Origin of the sequence: Flavobacterium sp. MR2016-29 (assembly GCF_015350695.1) — a bacterium.
Classification (GTDB): domain Bacteria; phylum Bacteroidota; class Bacteroidia; order Flavobacteriales; family Flavobacteriaceae; genus Flavobacterium.
Window position 1 is genome coordinate 237,109 of record NZ_JADKPU010000001.1, and the last position, 17,563, is coordinate 254,671.

Genomic DNA, 17,563 nt, shown 5'->3' on the forward strand with positions numbered 1-17,563 from the left:
AACGATCTAAATGTTAAGCCAATCAAAAAACTTGTACATACAAATGTTAAATAAACGCTAACGTATTACGTTTTCGCTTCAAAAAGTTAAATTTGTAAGCTTACTAAAACATACACCAAAAAATACATTTACCTCAAATTTTATGAAAGTAAAAAATCTTATTTACGCCCTGTTAATTATTGGCATTGGAGGATTTATCGCCTACCGAGTGGTATCTAACAAAAGTAAAAATGACGAATCTAAAAAGTCTGGCGACAAAGACAAACCAACAACTGTAACTGGAATAGTTGTTAAAACAACCACTTTTGACAACAATTTATCTTTATCAGGATCAATTGAAGCCAATGAGCAAATCGAAATTAGAAGCGAAGTTTCAGGAATTGTTGAAGGGATTTATTTTAACGAAGGAACTTATGTAAATAAAGGTCAAGTACTTTTTAAGGTCAATGATATTGAATTAAGAGCACAATTAAAACAGGCACAAACCAAAGAAGGACTAGCTGGAGAAAATGAAAGAAGAGCAAAATTACTGCTGCAAAAAGAAGCCATAAGCCAAGAAGAATTTGATGTTGCAAATGCTGATTATGCTTCAATGAAATCTCAAACTCAATTAATTAAGGCACAAATTGCAAAAACTTCTGTAAAAGCACCTTTTTCAGGAAAAATTGGTTTGCGTTCTATTTCGCCGGGAACCTATATTACGCCAACTCTTTTAGTAGCAAAATTAGTAAATACCGGAAAATTAAAAATTACATTTTCTATTCCTGAAAAATATGCTGCACAAGTAAAATCAGGATCAAACATCGATTTTTCTGTTTCAGGATCTGACAAAGTATATTCAGGCAGAATTTATGCGATTGAACCTGAAATTGAAGTAGCAACACGTACGCTAAAAATTCGTGCTATTGCAGATAATATCGATGGAAAACTTTTTCCTGGAACATTTGCTGATGTTAAATTGCCTTTAAACATTATTAAAGACGCAATTGTTGTTCCTACAGAAGCTATCGTACCTGTACAAGACGGTAAAAAGGTTTATATCGCAAATAATGGTCAAGCCAAAGAAGTTATGGTAGACGCTACAACAAGAACAGACTCTTCTATTTTGATTTTATCAGGATTAAAAGCTGGAGATACTCTGATCACAAGCGGTGTTATGTCCTTAAAAAATGAAGCTCCTATAAAAGTTCAAGTAAAAAAATAATTTAGTCTTAAAGTCTAAAGCCAAAATTGAAAATAGAGATTAGAAACCTAAAAATCTGTTATCTAAAATAAAACCTCACATGAGTTTATCAACTACAAGTATAAGAAGACCCGTTTTAACCATTGTACTGAATCTTTTGATTATTTTATTCGGTTTCATTGGTTATACTTTTTTGGGTGTTCGAGAATTCCCTTCTATTGATCCGGCACAGGTTTCTATCAGAACTAATTACACTGGAGCCAATTCTGACATTATAGAATCACAAATTACTGAACCTCTCGAAAAAGCTGTAAATGCTATTGATGGAATTAGAAATATAACTTCATCAAGTAATCAAGGCAGCAGCAATATTACCATAGAATTTAACTTAGACAAAGATCTTGAAGAAGCTGCGAATGACGTTCGTGATAAGGTTTCACAAGCTGTCCGTAGTTTACCGCAAGATATTGATGCACCTCCTGTAGTTTCTAAAGCAGATGCGGATAGTGAAGCCATTATTTCGATGACCGTTCAGAGTGACTCTAGAAGTTCTTTAGAATTAAGTGATTACGCAGAAAATGTAATTTCACAGCGTTTAGAGACTATTCCAGGAGTGAGCGGGGTACAAATTTGGGGACAAAAACGTTACGCAATGCGTTTGTGGATTGATCCTGTAAAACTAACTGCTTATGGCTGTACCGTTGCAGAAGTACGCGACGCCTTAAACGCACAAAATGTTGAATTGCCTTCTGGAAAACTAACTGGAAACAATACAGAATTAACTGTAAAAACAATTGGAAATTTATCTAAACCGGAAGAATTTAACAATATTATTATTCGTACTGACGGAGATAAAATTGTTCGTTTAAGCGATATTGGCGGTGCCGAATTAGGACCAGAAAATTTAGAGACAAAATTAAGCCAATCAGGACTTCCTTTAATTGGTTTGGCAATTGTACCGATGCCAGGTGCAAATTACTTAGATATTTCAAAAGAATTTTATAAAAAATATGATGCCTTAAAGAAAGATCTCCCTAAAGATATCAAATTAAATATCGCTCTTGATAATACTATTTTCGTAAAAAAATCGGTTCTTGAAGTTGCAGAAACTTTAGGAATTTCGATCATTCTGGTAATTATCATTATTTATTTATTTTTTAGAGATTGGGCCATTGCATTCAGGCCTTTAATTGATATTCCAGTTTCATTAATTGCTACTTTTTTTATTATGTGGCTTTTCGGATTCTCTATCAACGTTTTAACTCTTTTGGCTATTGTTTTGGCAACTGGATTAGTTGTGGATGATGGAATTGTAGTTACGGAAAACATTTTCAAAAAGGTAGAAGAAGGGATGTCGCCAATTGAAGCAGCAATAAAAGGTTCTAACGAAATTTTCTACGCTGTAATTTCGATTTCGGTAACACTTGCTGCAGTATTTTTGCCTGTAATATTCTTAGAAGGTTTCGTAGGCCGACTCTTTCGAGAATTTGGTGTAGTAATTGGCGCAGCGGTATTAATTTCTGCTTTTGTATCCTTAACTTTAACGCCAATGCTAAACGCGTATTTAATGAAAGGCGGCGAACAGAAAAAGTCAAAATTCTACGTTAAAACTGAACCATTTTTCGAAAAATTAAATAGCGGCTATGCCGATTCATTGCAGCGTTTCATAGCTAAAAAATGGCTGAGTTTTCCTATCCTAATTGTTTGTTTTGGATTGATTTATTTGTTTTTTACAATTCTGCCAAAAGAGACAGCTCCTTACGATGACCGTAGTTCTGTAACCATGCGTATGACAACTCCAGAAGGATCTTCATATGAATACACAGATCGTTTTATGCAGGAAATCTCGAAACTTATTGATGACTCCATTCCGGAGAAAAAAGTGAGTTTGGTTATTACTTCACCTGGATTTAGTTCGAATTCAGTGAATTCAGGATTGGTAAGGTTAACATTAAAAGATGTTGATGAACGAAAAAAATCGCAAAAAGATATTGCAGATAAATTAACAAAATGGACTAAAAAATATCCTAGTGCCAAAACATCTGTAACACAACAGCCTACAATTGCTGTAAACAGACGTGGAGGACTTCCTATACAATATATTATTCAGGCTCCGACTTTTGAAAAACTACGAGAAAAAATTCCTGTTTTTATGGATGAAGTAGGTAAAAGTGACGTTTTCTCAACAACAGATGTAAACCTGAAATTTAACAAACCAGAAATCAACGTAAGTATCGATCGTGAAAAAGCAGAGAGTTTAGGTATTTCTATAATGGATATTGCCCAGACTTTACAGCTTTCGTTAAGCGGTCAGCGTTTTGGATATTTCATTAAAAACGGAAAACAATATCAGGTAATTGGCCAGTTTGATCAAAAAGATCGTTCTAAACCTCTGGACTTGACATCGATATTTGTTAAAAATAAAAGCGGACAGCTTATTCAAATGGATAATGTTGTTAAGGTTGAAGAACAAAGCAATCCGCCACAATTGTACCATAATAACCGATACATGTCGGCAACAGTATCAGCAGGTTTGGCGCCAGGGAAAAGTATCAGCGACGGTATTGAAGAAATGGACCGAATTAAATCAAAAGTTTTAGACCAAAGTTTTACAACTGATTTAAGTGGAGAATCTCGAGATTTCGTAGAGAGCAGCTCGAATACTTCATTCGCTTTTGGATTAGCTTTATTATTAATCTTTTTAATTCTGGCAGCACAGTTTGAAAGTTTTATTGACCCGTTTATTATCATTTTAACAGTACCAATGGCGGTTGCGGGAGCTTTATTTTCATTATGGCTGTTCAACCAGACTTGGAATATTTTCAGTCAGATTGGTACCGTAATGCTTATTGGTCTAGTAACGAAAAATGGTATTTTGATTGTTGAATTTGCGAATCAATTGCGAGAACAAGGCAAACCTAAACTAGAAGCTATTTTAGAAGCTTCAGAAGCACGTTTGCGTCCTATTTTAATGACAAGTTTAGCGATTGCTTTAGGAGCGCTTCCAATTGCAATGTCGCTTGGAGCAGCTTCGACAAGCAGAATCGGAATGGGAGTTGTAATTGTAGGGGGAACAATTTTCTCTTTGGCTTTGACACTTTTTGTAATTCCGGCGATTTATTTAATGTGGTCTAAAGCTAGAAAACATTATCCTGAATTCGACCATATTGAAGAATACGAAAAAGAAAGTAAATAATTTATTGGTCACAAATTCACGAGTTAATCATAACATTCGTGAATCTGTGGCAAAAGAAAATCCATATGAATACTAAAATTGTATACCGCATTTTAATATTATTCTTCCTTTGCATTACAAAAATAAATGCTCAGGAAGTTTTGACTATTGAAGATGCTATGAAAATAGCTTTAGAGAATAATTTTGAGATTAAGATCGCCAAAAACAATTCTAAAATAAGCGAAACAAATGTTACCATTGGAAATGCTGGAATGCTGCCAAGTGCAGCAGCTTCAATTACAGATAATAACAGCGTTACAAACTCATCTCAAACACGTCAGGACGGCACTTCTACTTCTTTGGACAATGCCAAAAACAATAGTTTAAATTATGGGGTCAGTTTAGGCTGGACCGTTTTTGACGGAATGAAAATGTTTGCTAGATTAGACCAATTAAAAGAACTTCAAAGATTGGGCGATGCTGAATTAAAAAGAACGATTTTAGTTAAAATCGGGCAAGTAAATTCAGCTTACTACGACTTAGTACAGCAACAGCATCAACTGTCAGCTTTAGATACTACGATCGTAATTTCGAAGCAAAGATTAACATTGGCACAAAACCGTTTCAGTATTGGAAAAGCTTCAAAATTAGAAGTCTTAAATGCGCAAGTTGACTTAAACTCTGATCAAGTTGCCTTATTGAGACAAAAAGAATCCTATGCAAATGCTAAAATTTTATTGAATCAATATTTAGCGCGTGATCCGAAAATAGATTTCAAAGTAACTGATTTGGTGACTGTCGACAATACTCTTGTTTTAGCAGACTTAATCAATTTGGCACAAAAACAAAATCCAGCATTAGAATCTCAAATAATAAACAAACGAATTGCAGAATTGCAGCTTAAACAAATAAAAGCAGACCGCTACCCGATCGTTAATTTGACTTCAGGCTATAATTTTGCTGAAAATCAATCAAGTTTAGGTTTTACAAGCCAATCTTCATCAAAAGGTTTCAATTATGGCTTTAATGCCACATTAAATATATTCGACGGTTTTAATCAGCATCGAAATGAAAAAGTAGCAAAAATTCAAATCGAAAATTCTCAGATTGCTATAGAACAGCAAAATATGATTTTGAATACCCAATTAAGCACCGCTTTTCAAACGTACTTAACAAATTTAGAGTTAATTGATTTAGAAGAAGATAACGAAGCGATTGCAAAACAAAACTTAGACATTACATTAGATAAATTCAGAATCGGAACAATTACGACTCTTGATTTCAGAACAGCTCAATTAAATTATGTAAATGCAAAAGTGCGTTACAGCAATGCTCAATATGAGGCTAAATTATCTGAAATTGCTTTGAAAGAATTAGCTGGAAATATTAATTTTTAAATTAAATTTGTTATTAAAAACAAATTAAATGATCGCATACAACACCAAAGAATGGTTTAGTTTTATATTCCATTTTCATAAATCTGATACCGTTCGACAATTATTTCCTATAATGATTGCGATTGGGATTTACTCTGGACTTGTGGGCTATTTTGAAGTAATATATTTGGGTATAGATGAAAATCATTACATCAAAAATATTCCTTTAATGCACGGAATATTAGGTTTTGTAATTTCTCTTTTACTGGTTTTTAGAACTAATACTGCTTATGACCGTTGGTGGGAAGCTCGAAAATTATGGGGTGCTTTAGTCAACAACAGCCGTAATTTTGCTATAAAACTTTCGGCTATGCTAAAAGATGAAAATGATCGAAAGTTTTTTAGAAAGTTTATTCCTGCGTATGCTTCAATTTTATATAAACATCTAAACAATTCTGAAACGGCAAAACAACTTTTTGAAGATGTCGATTTAGAACTTGACCATCATAAGCACAAACCGAATCAGGTAAAAAAAATGATGTCGCATAAAATCAATGATTTGTACGAATCAAAAAAAATAACGGGCGACCAGCTTATCATCTTAAATGCTGAATTGGTCGCTTTTACAGATATCTGCGGTGCGTGTGAGCGAATCAAGAATACGCCTATTCCCTACTCTTATAGTGCTTTTATCAAAAAATTCATTTTCTTTTACATCATGACTTTGCCTTTTGGATATTCTTTAAGCTTAGGTTATTATGTTGTTCCGGTTGTTGTTTTTATCTTCTATGTTCTAGCTAGTTTAGAATTGATTGCTGAAGAAATTGAAGATCCTTTTGGCGATGATGAAAACGATCTTCCGATCAAAAAAATCTCAGAAAACATTAAAAAACATGTTGAAGAATTGATTTAATATTCTTTTATCGTGAGCTTTATAAATTATTACAAGCCGTTTTAGAAACTTTTAGTTTTTAAATATTGTTTTTAAATTCTGATAATCGGCATATTTTTAAGGCAAAAAACAAAAAAATTGTTTCCAACTCCGGCGATCAATCCTTATATTTACACCCTCGTACAAGAATAAAAAAGTTAAAATGAAAATATCTTACAACTGGTTAAAACAATTTATTAAAACAGACTGGACTTCAGAACAAACTTCAGAATTACTTACAGATTTAGGTTTGGAAGTTGAAGTTGTTGAGAAATACGAATCGGTAAAAGGAGGTTTGCAGGGAGTTGTTGTAGGACACGTACTGACTTGCGAAAAACATCCTGATGCTGATCGATTGAAAGTTACAACGGTAAATATTGGTTTAGAAGCTCCAATTCAGATTGTATGCGGTGCTTCAAATGTCGCTGCAGGACAAAAAGTTCCTGTTGCAACTATTGGGACAGTTTTATATGATAAAGATGGTGGAGAATTTACTATAAAAAAAGGCAAAATTCGCGGACAGGAAAGTCATGGAATGATTTGTGCCGAAGATGAATTAGGTCTTGGAACAAGCCACGACGGAATTATGATTCTTGATGAAGCCTTAGTTCCTGGAACTCCAGCAGCAGAAGTTTTTAAAATTGCAAATGACGAAGTATTCGAGATTGGGTTAACTCCTAATCGTGCTGATGCTATGAGTCATTTTGGAACTGCACGTGATTTGAGAGCAGGAATGCTGCAGCGCGGTGTTAACGTAGAATTGATTACCCCTTCGGTAAGTAATTTTAGAGTTGACATGCGCACCTTGAAAATTGATGTGAATGTTGAAGAACCTCATTTAGCACCAAGATATTGCGGTGTAACCATTTCTGGAATTACTGTTCAAGAATCTCCAGCTTGGCTTCAAGATCGTTTAAAAGCTATTGGATTGACTCCGAAAAATAATATTGTTGACGTTACTAATTATGTTTTACATGAATTAGGACAGCCTCTGCACGCTTTTGATGCTGCAAAAATCAGCGGAAAGGTAATTGTAAAAACACTTCCTGAAGGAACAAAATTTACTACTTTGGATGATGTTGAAAGAACATTACATGCAGAAGATTTGATGATCTGCGACGAAAAAGGACCACTTTGTATTGCTGGTGTTTTTGGAGGAAAAAAATCTGGAGTTACAGATGGTACAACTTCTATCTTTTTAGAAAGTGCTTATTTTGATGCTGTGAGCATTCGTAAAACAGCAAAAAGACACGGATTAAATACAGACGCTTCTTTTAGATTTGAAAGAGGTATCGACCCAACAATTACAGAATATGCACTAAAACGTGCTGCTCTTTTAATCCAAGAAGTGGCTGGCGGAAAATTGACTTCTGACGTTGTTGAAGTTTATCCTAAAAAAGTTGAAGATTTCTCTGTGCTATTAAATTTTAGCCATGTTTCTAAAATCATCGGACAGGAAATTCCAAAAGATACTATTAAGAAAATATTGGTTTCTTTAGATATTAAAGTAAACAGTGTTTCAGATTCAGGTTTAGGATTGACAATTCCGGCGTATCGAGTTGATGTACAGCGTGAAATTGATGTAATCGAAGAAATATTAAGAGTTTACGGTTACAACAACATCGAATTTTCTAAAAAATTCAATGCAACGGTAGCAAACTCTCCAAGAACTGAAGATTATAAAGTGCAAAATGTTATTGCATCGCAACTAAATTCTCAGGGTTTTCATGAAATGATGGCAAATTCTTTGACGACTGCTGCTTATGCTAAACTTTCAGCTTCACTAAAAGAAGAGCACAATGTTACCATGCTTAATCCGTTGAGCAGTGATTTATCGACTATGCGTCAATCATTGCTGTTTTCGGGTTTAGAAGCAATTTCATATAATATTAATAGAAAAAATTCGGATTTAAAATTATTTGAATTTGGCAAATCATACCATAAATATCTTAACGGATATGAGGAACATAAACATTTGACTTTATTGATTTCTGGAAACAGAAATAAAGAAAGCTGGACAAATCCTCAAAAAACAACTGATTTCTTTTTATTAAAAGGATATGTAAAAGGAATTATATCTCGTTTAGGAATTGACAAAATTTCGAATGCTCCAGTACAATCTGATATTTTTTCAGAAGGAACATCAATCTGCTATAACAATGATACATTAGTAGAAATGGGTGTGGTTAAAAAATCAATATTAAAACATTTCGGAATAAAACAAGATGTTTATTATGCTGATTTTAACTGGGATTTGATTCTGAAAATTATTACTGGAAAAATTAAATATTCTGAAATTCCAAAATATCCAGAAGTTCGAAGAGATTTAGCTTTATTGATTGATCAGAATACAACGTATGAAAGTATTTTTAATTTGGCGAAACAAACTGAAAAATCACTTTTAAAAGATGTTAATTTATTTGATGTTTATGAAGGAAAGAATCTTCCGGAAGGAAAAAAATCATATGCATTGAGTTTTACCATTCAGGATAATACAAAAACATTAACTGATTCTCAAATTGACAAAATCATGTCAAAACTGCAACAGACTTTTGAGACTGAACTTGGAGCAAGTTTGAGATAAAACATTTATAAATATAAAATCCCGATTCGTTATGAATCGGGATTTTTTTTAAAAGCCATTTTGCCTTTATCGAATTCTTTCGTAGACTCTTTTGTTATTGCCATTAGAAAACATAACTCTATTACTTTCTGCATAAAAGGTTGCCTGAGATTCTTCTTTTGTTGTCAAATCCACAAAATGTATTGTTTTATCGGTTGTATACCAGCCCAATTTATTGGCTTGACCTTCTCCGCTCTGCAACGAAACATCTCTCGTTCCTCCTCCACTTTTTCCTGTCCAAGTCAAAACAGTGCCATCTGCATTAAATTCGAAAAAATAATCTGTAGCAATTGATGCATAAAATTCTCCGCTTCCACTGCTTATAACATCTGTATAGCGCCAAGTTCCTACTAACATTGAATTCTTTTCCCCTTCTTCTTTAAAAGATAATGGTGATTCAGAATTTTCTTTTTCAAAATTAAAAACTATAGCTTGATCTGATAATGGCAGTATAATTGATAATTTTAAAACTTTTCCTTCCTGAATGGCTTTCACAGCACATCCCTGATTTGTAAATTCATCAAATAAAATTCCGCTAAAAGACAAATCTGTTCTTGTCGCTTTTATTTTGGCAAGTTTGCCATCTAAGACAATAGTACCCGAGATGATATCATCTTGAGATTTCAATGTCAACTTGGCATTACTTCCTGAATTTACAGCAGTGTACTTTCCTGAAAAAATTTCATCACTTTCCATTTTGTTGCATGAATTTAAAAATAATACCAGTATAAAGAAAAGGATTCTCGTAATTAAAATCTTTACTTTCATACTACTAAAAATTAACTCGAGTTGACAATCTCCTTGCTCCTGCTGAATTTGGATGGATTTCATCTCTCCAATATTCAGACGAATTTAAAAGTCCGCGGTAATCTATAATTCGGCTTTGAAAGCGATAACCATAATACCCAAAATGATTTTTGATCTGGCACAAGAGAGCGTAAAATCTATCCAATAATCGAATAATGATATACGATCTCAAAATTTCATCTGCAATACCTAAACGATCGAAAACAGGTTTTATCCAAGGCCCTAAAGGCAAATCAACACCAACAATTGAAGGTCTTACGCCCAGCTTAAACAAAGGATAGTCGTAAGTGTGCATATAAAATATAGTGTTTGGTGTACAATGCGCGTTTACAATACTTCCAAAACCAAGATAGTTTCGCATAATGGTACTGAAAATAGCATTGAGGTTAGTTGAATTAAAAAGCGCAGTATCAAACGTATTTGTATTTAAATATCTTTTGTACAGAATACATTTTTGATATAAAGCATCGCCAGACAAACTTCTAAGCTCAGTCAGTTTTGCCTGATCTGTAAAAAAACTAGAGCTAAAAGTCGTTACTCCGGCATTTAATATTCTCCCAAGCTGAGGAAAAACATCATTTCCGCCTCCGCTAAAATAAATTCTATCAATTCGATAACCGCTTACATATTGTACAAAATGAGTTCTATCAGCATACATCTGAGAAGTCGTTTCTCCAAATTTTGCCAAGTGAAGACAATTCAAATTTAGACTCTGATTTCGATCGGTAATTGTATCATATAAATCTAAGATTCTCGGAACAGGATAATCCAGCCAAGAATCTCCTTCAAAAATGACATTTAATGTATTGGCATTTCCGGCGCTTCTTCTAAATAGAAAAGAGTTAGTCAAAAATGGCTGATGCAGTGATTCATCTTCTCCTTCGGCCAGCGAAGGACTTACACTATTTAATTGTTTTAAAGCATTATAAGTACTGTCATCTGGGTGAATGTTTCCAGTAACTTGAATCCTATTGTTTGCTTGGAAATTTAAAATAGAAATAATTGTAGTATCGGTTTGACTGTTTACAATTGTACCGTTAGTCTGTACGGGATATCCCAATCCTTTTAAAAAATTTTGAATTTGCAACACATCTAATGCATTGTTTACAGCATTGAGTCCAACGCTATTGCTTAATGTATTGGCAATGCGAGAATTTCGATTTATAATCGGGGTATTTGAAACTAAATTTTCCATGGTATTTATTTTATTTTATTTGGATTGACATAACCGTGTCCAGCTCTAAAGACCTCTAAATTGCTATCTTTAAAAAAAGCAGTATCACAAGCATCAAAAAGTTTTTTTCGTATTGAAATAATATCAAGATGCGGTTCTTTTTCTAGAATTTTCATAACTAAAGATGCCACATAAGGCGATGCCATGCTGCTCCCGCTTTTAGACGTTAATTTATTAGACGCTCTATTTTCTCTGCTCGAAGACGAACAAGATGATTTTATCTTAAAACCAGGCGCAACGACTTCGGGTTTCATTCGCCCATCTGCCGTTGGACCGGAACTGCTGAAAGACAAAATAGGTTTTGCATCATCATTCTGATTATAAGCACCAACAACAATACTGTATTTAGAATTGCAGATCGAGTTTGTTGTATGCGTTTTATTTGCCACTGCAGGCAAAAAAATAGATTGTCCTCCGTCATCTCGCTCGATATAACAATGATAGCGGCCATTTTTTACAGTTTTGCCAATCAGTTCAATCGTCCAAAATTTTGACTTTAGTTTGCCATTCACTAAAATATTAATCTGATTTTTACCGGTATTGGGTTCGTTGCTTCTGTGAAGGCAAATTCCAACTTCATCATTTTCTTTAACAATTAATTCATCCTTAAAAGGCGTTGATGACAATAGCAGCTTCATATCGTCATCATAAATATCTACACTTAAAACATCATCTCCATGATACCAAATCTCCATTTCGTTTGGAGTACGATCATGCTTTTTAAACATCCAAGGAATTTTGACTTTCTGATTCAATTTAATATCACCATAAGTATGCGCATTTGCCTGATGATAATTTCCTGTACTTTGCACGATTGCCGTTCCTTTTCTTGTCGTTACAATATGATCAATGATTTGTTCGAATAAAGTTTTCCCCATATGTGCATCGCCATGTCCGCCTAAACTCATATTTATTACAAGCGGTCTTTTACCAGCTTCAGTCGTAATAAAACATAAACCTTCTGCTCCTTTTACAGAATCACCCAATGAAAGATTTGATCCGTTTACGAGATTAGTTCCCATATCAACCGCTATTATTGGCACATTCGGCGCGAAGCTTTTGGGTGCAACGGCACCGTTTCCGCAAGCAATTCCGAGTACGTGAGTACCATGAGTTCCGTTTCCAAACAAATCCGATTTTCCGGGATGATATCCCAGTTTTTTAAACGGAAAATCATCCAACAATGCCTCATTAATTTGTGCTTTTGTTACAATTCGTCCATAGCCAAATTCATTGCCGTCATATCTGTCAGACTGGATCCAAATTTTTTCAAAACGTGTTTTCCCATTCGTTATAAAATCTGGATGCGTAAAATCGAAACCGAAATCAATAATTCCAAACACAACATTCGAGACAGTGTCGTCTATGACATCATTTTTTTTATCTAAAATCTTAGTTTCAGGCTGCAGTTCAATTCCGTCATTTGCGGGAACAACACTCGGAGCTTTTAGGCTTTTTACTTTTTTGCTGTTGTAAATCGAACATAAAAAACGTCGCTGTGTTCTGATGCTCACAACGGTTCCAAATTCTGAAATAATCTTGCAATGATCTGGATATTCTTTTTCTTTTTCTACACGCATCAACAAGGATAATTCTTCATCAGGATTGCCATATAATATTATTTTAAGTCTTGGATCCATTTGCTTGAATTTAAGGTTGAACAGGAATAAGATTTAGCTTATAAGTAATATCAAAAAGCTGAGAATTTAAATAATTGAAAAAAACATTGTCTTCTGCTAAAAAGAAAATCACATCTATTCCATGTCCCTGCGTAAAAAAATTGATAATTTCGCTTAGATAATGACTGTTTTTAAGATCCATATTTTTCAATCTTACTATAAAATCCTGATCTTTTTGATCCAGTTTCGAAAAGTTGGCATGATCTGATATCTGACTCAATAATTCCAATGTTTTATCGATTGAAAAAATCTTTTCTGGAATTAATTCCTTAAACAACAATTCCTTTTCTTCCTCTGCTTTTTTAGAGAATTTCAAGCTGCTGGAAAAAAAATTAGGGCGAATAGAATTAATTTTTTTCAGGATTTGCATAGTTGTTTTTTCAATCTTATCTAAACGAATGGTTTCTTGGTTAGAGACAGCGGTTTTCATTTTGGTTCGTTTTTAGTCGATGCCTTCTGATTTGCTAAACCTTTAACAGGCAAAGTATTATCTGGTCCTAGTGGATTAGTTGAAATTTCATTCAATCGTTGTTTGATTTCCAAAATAGAAATACTTAAAGCATCATTACTCTTTGTTAGTAGCTCAATTTTGGAATTTAAACTGTCTGTGAAATTTTTAGTTATTTCCGCTTTATTCTTTTCTGAAATTTTAAAAAGCTCATCTTTCAAATTTTGAGTACTTATTGAAATCTCATTTTTTACTGCTTCTAAGGTTACAAAATCAGCTGTTGATGTTCCTTTTACTGGTGATCCTGTTGGTGTTTCAGCAGGATTTGGTGTATTTATTATAGGACCACTACTAGGTGCTGGCAAACCAGGTCGGGTTTGCGGTGAGGCAGCTGCAGAAGCATTAAACTTATCTCCTTCATCTTTTGCTTTGTTCTCTATAAGTAAATAACTCAACAATGGATTTTCAGAAACTACGCCCGCTAAAAGTGCAGTATTAGTTATTTCTTGATTTCCAGGAACGTTGTAAAAAGTCGCTCTGCTGTTTGCAATAAAATAATTGATTAATAAATTAAATGGATTCATCGTTTCATAATTTTAAGGTTAATAGAAATAAAAGGGCAATTGGGAAGCAATCGCCCTTTCTACATTTACTTATTCATCATCATCACCATTGCAAGAGGCAATATGTTGTTGTTGTTTGTATTGTCTTTATTTTGAGACATAATTAATACTAATGGCAGCATCATGTTTGAGTTGTCAGATTTTCCAGAACCTGAATCTCCCATAGTGGTCAGCATTGGTAATAGTAGAGACAATGTTTGATCCACATAAATAGGATTTTTACCGTCTTTCGCTATAATTTTAGAATCACTTCCTGTACCAGTAACTTCAAGATTTTCTGTTACTAATTTTGGCTGATTCAGCAATGATCCCATCATACTCATCATTTGCATGTTTTTTAAAACCTTAGTCTGGTTATCGCCTTTACGTGCGTCTATTTTTGCAAATTCTGTATGTTTTTGATCTAATGCAACCAAAGCTTTATTTGTTGCCAATGAAGTCTTTTTAAGTTCATTAACTTGGTTTGAAATGGCATCTAATGATTTTTTAAGCTCGCTTTTTGTAGCATAATCATTGGCTCTTCCGCTCAGTGCTTTTCCAAAGTTTGATCTTTGTTTCACCGCTGAACTTACGTTAGGTCTAATTCCTCTTGTCGAAGGTCGTCTGCGTTTTGCAGCTTCATCAAAGCTTTCGTCATAGCTTTCTAATAAATCTTCGCCTAAAAGATCTTCATTGAAATAATCTTCATTTAATAAATCTTCGTCTAAATAACTTTCGAAATAACTCATAATTTTAGTTTTTAATGATTAATTTTTATTGAAATAATGTTTGTTATATTTCTGGATGGCTGGCTGAATATATTTATTGAAAAGAATAAAATCTGGAATGCTGTTGCCTGGTTTTCCTGTTCCGAAACATTCTGGACAATCTATGTTTTCTCCAAAACATTCGGTGCAGGCGCCAATTGCTTTTGCTAAATCATCATTTTGATTTAACTCAAATTCCAATTGAAATTTTAAACCTTCGATAATGGTAAAAAGTTTGTGATTGATTTTTTTTAATTTCTTGATTCTTTCCTCAAGTACTGCATCAATTTTTGGAATTTCTTTTTCCTCTTCAGGCTCTTTTTTTTCCATCATAGGCTGCATAAGCTCAAAATATTTAGCCATTTCAGGATTGTGTTCTTTCAAATATTCTAAATAAGCATCCATTGTTATAACTTTTAGGTTTTATAAACTTGCAATAGAATTTTCAAGTCTATTGATTCGGTTAGGAGTATTTGTGCCCACAAACTGGCCATATTGGTCTACATAGTAATCCTCGGTCGGAATTAATCCTCCGTTGTAATACTCGTATAAAATATTCTCAGTCAAATAATTAACACTTTCTATCAATTCTGCAAAAGAATGACTTTCTATTGGTGCATTTGGACTCGCAGTTCCCAGGCTTTGCTGTGCTTGGCCTGCTTGAAATTGAGGATTATTAATAACACCTCCCAGCTGATTATATAGTCCTTGCACTCTGCCAATATCCTGTGCTGCCTGCGGACGCAATTGTACTGGATTATCCTGCACATATTGCTGAATGGCAGGAAGTGCTGCTCTGCCGGCATCTGCTAAATAGCGGGTTGTATTGCCCCAAGCTTGTCTGATTGGTGATGGCTGTGATGGTGGAGATGGTCTGTGTTGTGGTTGTTGCGGAGCTGGTCTGTACTGCTGTTGCGGAGCTGGTCGGCGTTGCTGCTGACGGTTGTTATCTAAAGCTGTACTTGCAGATCCTGCCAAGTTGCTCACCAAACCTCCTACTGCTCCGCCAATCTGTGGTGCTCCAAAATAAGTACCTATAGCAGTTCCCGCGATTGGAGCAACTGCAGATACACCGCGCAAAACTCCAGAACCAATACTGCTGGCTACATTTCCTAAACTTGACCAAAATCCTTCTGCTTCACTTTCAGACATTTGATCTACTCGTGATAATAGGACATCTTCTAATTCACTTTCGTTTAAATTAGAATATTCTGGTCCTAATACATATCGTACAGCTTCGAAGTAATTGTCTTCGCTGAATGATTCTCCCTGAAAAACTTCATGATATAAACTCATAATTTTTAGTATTATAATTAACTCTTACTCTTTTAACAGGCTTTTCAGATTTCGCCTATCCATTTTTGTGCACAAAAAGGAACGATGTAAAATTGATTTTTTATAAATTACTACAAAACAGTACTTTAACCCAAATTTTTAAATAAATTTACCCTAAGAAAAAGGGTACATTTCCCCTTGTCAATTTTAGGTGTTTAAAATATTTTTGCTTGCAATAATTACAATAAACTATTATTTACCAATCAATTAACCCATTAAATCAAAATCATTATGGAAAAACAACCTGGAAGACCAACCCAACTAATTACAAAAAAATTCGCTAAGGAATTACATTTGAATTTTATGAAATATCGAGCCAGCATAATTGCAAAATACATTAAGAAAGAAGACGCAAATGCGGTTTGGTTTTCTGTAGAAGAACTCGAAAATTACATTTCTTACATTAAGTCAAAAGGAGAAAAAAAAGGCTACGATGTAAAAGGAATTCATTTTTATTTTGGAGTATATCCAGAGGAAAAAAAATATGCTGAAAAAGCAGGTTTAATGACTTTGTTTTTAACGGCAACTGGAAAAAGAATCAAAACACCTAAAACAGCAGGCATACAAACTTTTGCTTTAGTTCATGAAAGCGATGATACTGATATAGAAGGCATCGAACCAATGAATTACGGAAGTATTGGAAGACCGCCTGCCTTATCATACTAAAAACTATGTTTGAATTTTTAAGATTTTACATTTTCTATTTAGCTTTATTTTCTGGAATTATCGGATTGATTTCCTGGCATAAACTACCAACCAATAAAGCTAAATCTCTCGTTATTTTAATTTGGTTTTCTGTCATAATAGAAAAAGTAGGCTATTATTTTACGGAGTGGACAGGTTTACTAAATTATTATGTATTTAATTTTTATATGCTTGTCAGTTTTTCAGCCTATATATTGCTTCTAAGAAGCCTTTTGATAAAAATTAACCATAGACTTATTGCATTTTTTTCTTTAATAGTTTTTATAGCCTCATTTTTTCTAAACATTTTATATTTTAAAGAAGATATAAATCACTCCTACACATATAGTTTTGCCATTGGCGTACTGTTGGTTATGATATTATCCTGCTTATATTTGGTAGAAATTTTTAATTCAGACAAAATATTAAATTTTAAAAAATCGGTCTTTTTTTGGTACATATTAGGAATATTAGTCTTTCATGTACCTTTTTTGCCCTTTATGCTGGCTTTAAACTGGTTCCTGATCAAACATGATGAATCTGTTTTTAGTTTGGTAGTGTTTATTTTAAATGTCTTGGCGCAAAGCTGCTATATTATCGGATTTTTATGGAGCGAAAAGAAATACAATTATTAGTCATTTCGTTAGGTATTGTTTTCTTAACTTTACTGATCACTTTGCTTGTCATATTCTTTTATTTTTTGAAGAAAAAAAATACTT

Annotated in this window: 15 protein-coding genes; 7 read left to right on the forward strand and 8 right to left on the reverse strand. The window is 33.7% G+C overall.

Annotation, left to right across the window (positions count from 1 at the left end; all coding sequences use genetic code 11):
* Positions 1-142: 142 nt before the first annotated feature.
* The 5 genes from IR010_RS01105 (at position 143) to pheT (ending at position 9,249) form a co-directional block, all read left to right on the forward strand.
* Positions 143-1,204 (forward strand): efflux RND transporter periplasmic adaptor subunit, encoded by a 1,062-nt coding sequence (locus tag IR010_RS01105; protein ID WP_029270114.1) that lies wholly within the window; start codon positions 143-145, stop codon positions 1,202-1,204.
* Positions 1,205-1,283: 79 nt separating this feature from the next.
* Positions 1,284-4,379, forward strand: a complete 3,096-nt coding sequence (locus tag IR010_RS01110; protein ID WP_029270112.1) for an efflux RND transporter permease subunit — start codon at positions 1,284-1,286, stop codon at positions 4,377-4,379.
* 65 nt (positions 4,380-4,444) lie between these two features.
* Positions 4,445-5,755, forward strand: a complete 1,311-nt coding sequence (locus IR010_RS01115) for a TolC family protein (protein WP_194566203.1) — start codon at positions 4,445-4,447, stop codon at positions 5,753-5,755.
* A 28-nt stretch (positions 5,756-5,783) separates the two neighbouring features.
* Positions 5,784-6,647: a bestrophin family protein gene (locus IR010_RS01120; RefSeq protein ID WP_029270109.1), complete on the forward strand. Its 864-nt coding sequence runs from the start codon at positions 5,784-5,786 to the stop codon at positions 6,645-6,647.
* Positions 6,648-6,828: 181 nt separating this feature from the next.
* Positions 6,829-9,249, forward strand: coding sequence for a phenylalanine--tRNA ligase subunit beta (pheT, locus tag IR010_RS01125; RefSeq protein WP_029270108.1), 2,421 nt, complete (start codon positions 6,829-6,831; stop codon positions 9,247-9,249).
* A 66-nt stretch (positions 9,250-9,315) separates the two neighbouring features.
* Here pheT and IR010_RS01130 read toward each other — a convergent pair whose 3' ends face one another.
* The 8 genes from IR010_RS01130 to IR010_RS01165 all read right to left on the reverse strand — a co-directional run bounded on the left by IR010_RS01130 (position 9,316) and on the right by IR010_RS01165 (position 16,121).
* The gene (locus IR010_RS01130) at positions 9,316-9,984 is read right to left on the reverse strand and encodes a hypothetical protein (RefSeq protein ID WP_194600824.1); all 669 of its coding nucleotides are present in this window, start codon (positions 9,982-9,984) and stop codon (positions 9,316-9,318) included.
* Positions 9,985-10,060: 76 nt separating this feature from the next.
* A complete protein-coding gene (locus IR010_RS01135) occupies positions 10,061-11,290 on the reverse strand; it encodes a peptidoglycan-binding domain-containing protein (RefSeq protein WP_194600827.1) in 1,230 nt (409 codons plus the stop codon).
* A gap of 5 nt (positions 11,291-11,295) precedes the next feature.
* Positions 11,296-12,969 carry a S8 family serine peptidase gene (locus IR010_RS01140; protein ID WP_194600829.1) on the reverse strand — a complete coding sequence of 558 codons (1,674 nt, stop codon included), beginning with the start codon at positions 12,967-12,969 and terminating at the stop codon, positions 11,296-11,298.
* Positions 12,970-12,979: 10 nt separating this feature from the next.
* Complete coding sequence (locus IR010_RS01145) at positions 12,980-13,438, reverse strand: hypothetical protein (protein ID WP_029270100.1); 459 nt, start codon at positions 13,436-13,438, stop codon at positions 12,980-12,982.
* The gene (locus tag IR010_RS01150) at positions 13,435-14,040 is read right to left on the reverse strand and encodes a hypothetical protein (RefSeq protein ID WP_194600833.1); all 606 of its coding nucleotides are present in this window, start codon (positions 14,038-14,040) and stop codon (positions 13,435-13,437) included. Before IR010_RS01150 ends, IR010_RS01145 begins: the two co-directional genes overlap by 4 nt.
* A gap of 65 nt (positions 14,041-14,105) precedes the next feature.
* Positions 14,106-14,807 carry a hypothetical protein gene (locus IR010_RS01155; protein WP_029270096.1) on the reverse strand — a complete coding sequence of 234 codons (702 nt, stop codon included), beginning with the start codon at positions 14,805-14,807 and terminating at the stop codon, positions 14,106-14,108.
* Between the two features lie 18 nt (positions 14,808-14,825).
* Positions 14,826-15,230 (reverse strand): hypothetical protein, encoded by a 405-nt coding sequence (locus IR010_RS01160; protein WP_029270094.1) that lies wholly within the window; start codon positions 15,228-15,230, stop codon positions 14,826-14,828.
* Positions 15,231-15,248: 18 nt separating this feature from the next.
* Entirely contained in the window at positions 15,249-16,121 is an 873-nt protein-coding gene (locus tag IR010_RS01165; RefSeq protein WP_194600835.1) for a hypothetical protein, read from the reverse strand.
* 270 nt (positions 16,122-16,391) lie between these two features.
* On the opposite strand from IR010_RS01165, the gene IR010_RS01170 reads away from it, so the two are divergent.
* Positions 16,392-16,826 carry a hypothetical protein gene (locus tag IR010_RS01170; protein WP_194566217.1) on the forward strand — a complete coding sequence of 145 codons (435 nt, stop codon included), beginning with the start codon at positions 16,392-16,394 and terminating at the stop codon, positions 16,824-16,826.
* 5 nt (positions 16,827-16,831) lie between these two features.
* Positions 16,832-17,479 carry a hypothetical protein gene (locus IR010_RS01175; RefSeq protein ID WP_194566219.1) on the forward strand — a complete coding sequence of 216 codons (648 nt, stop codon included), beginning with the start codon at positions 16,832-16,834 and terminating at the stop codon, positions 17,477-17,479.
* Positions 17,480-17,563: the final 84 nt, after the last annotated feature.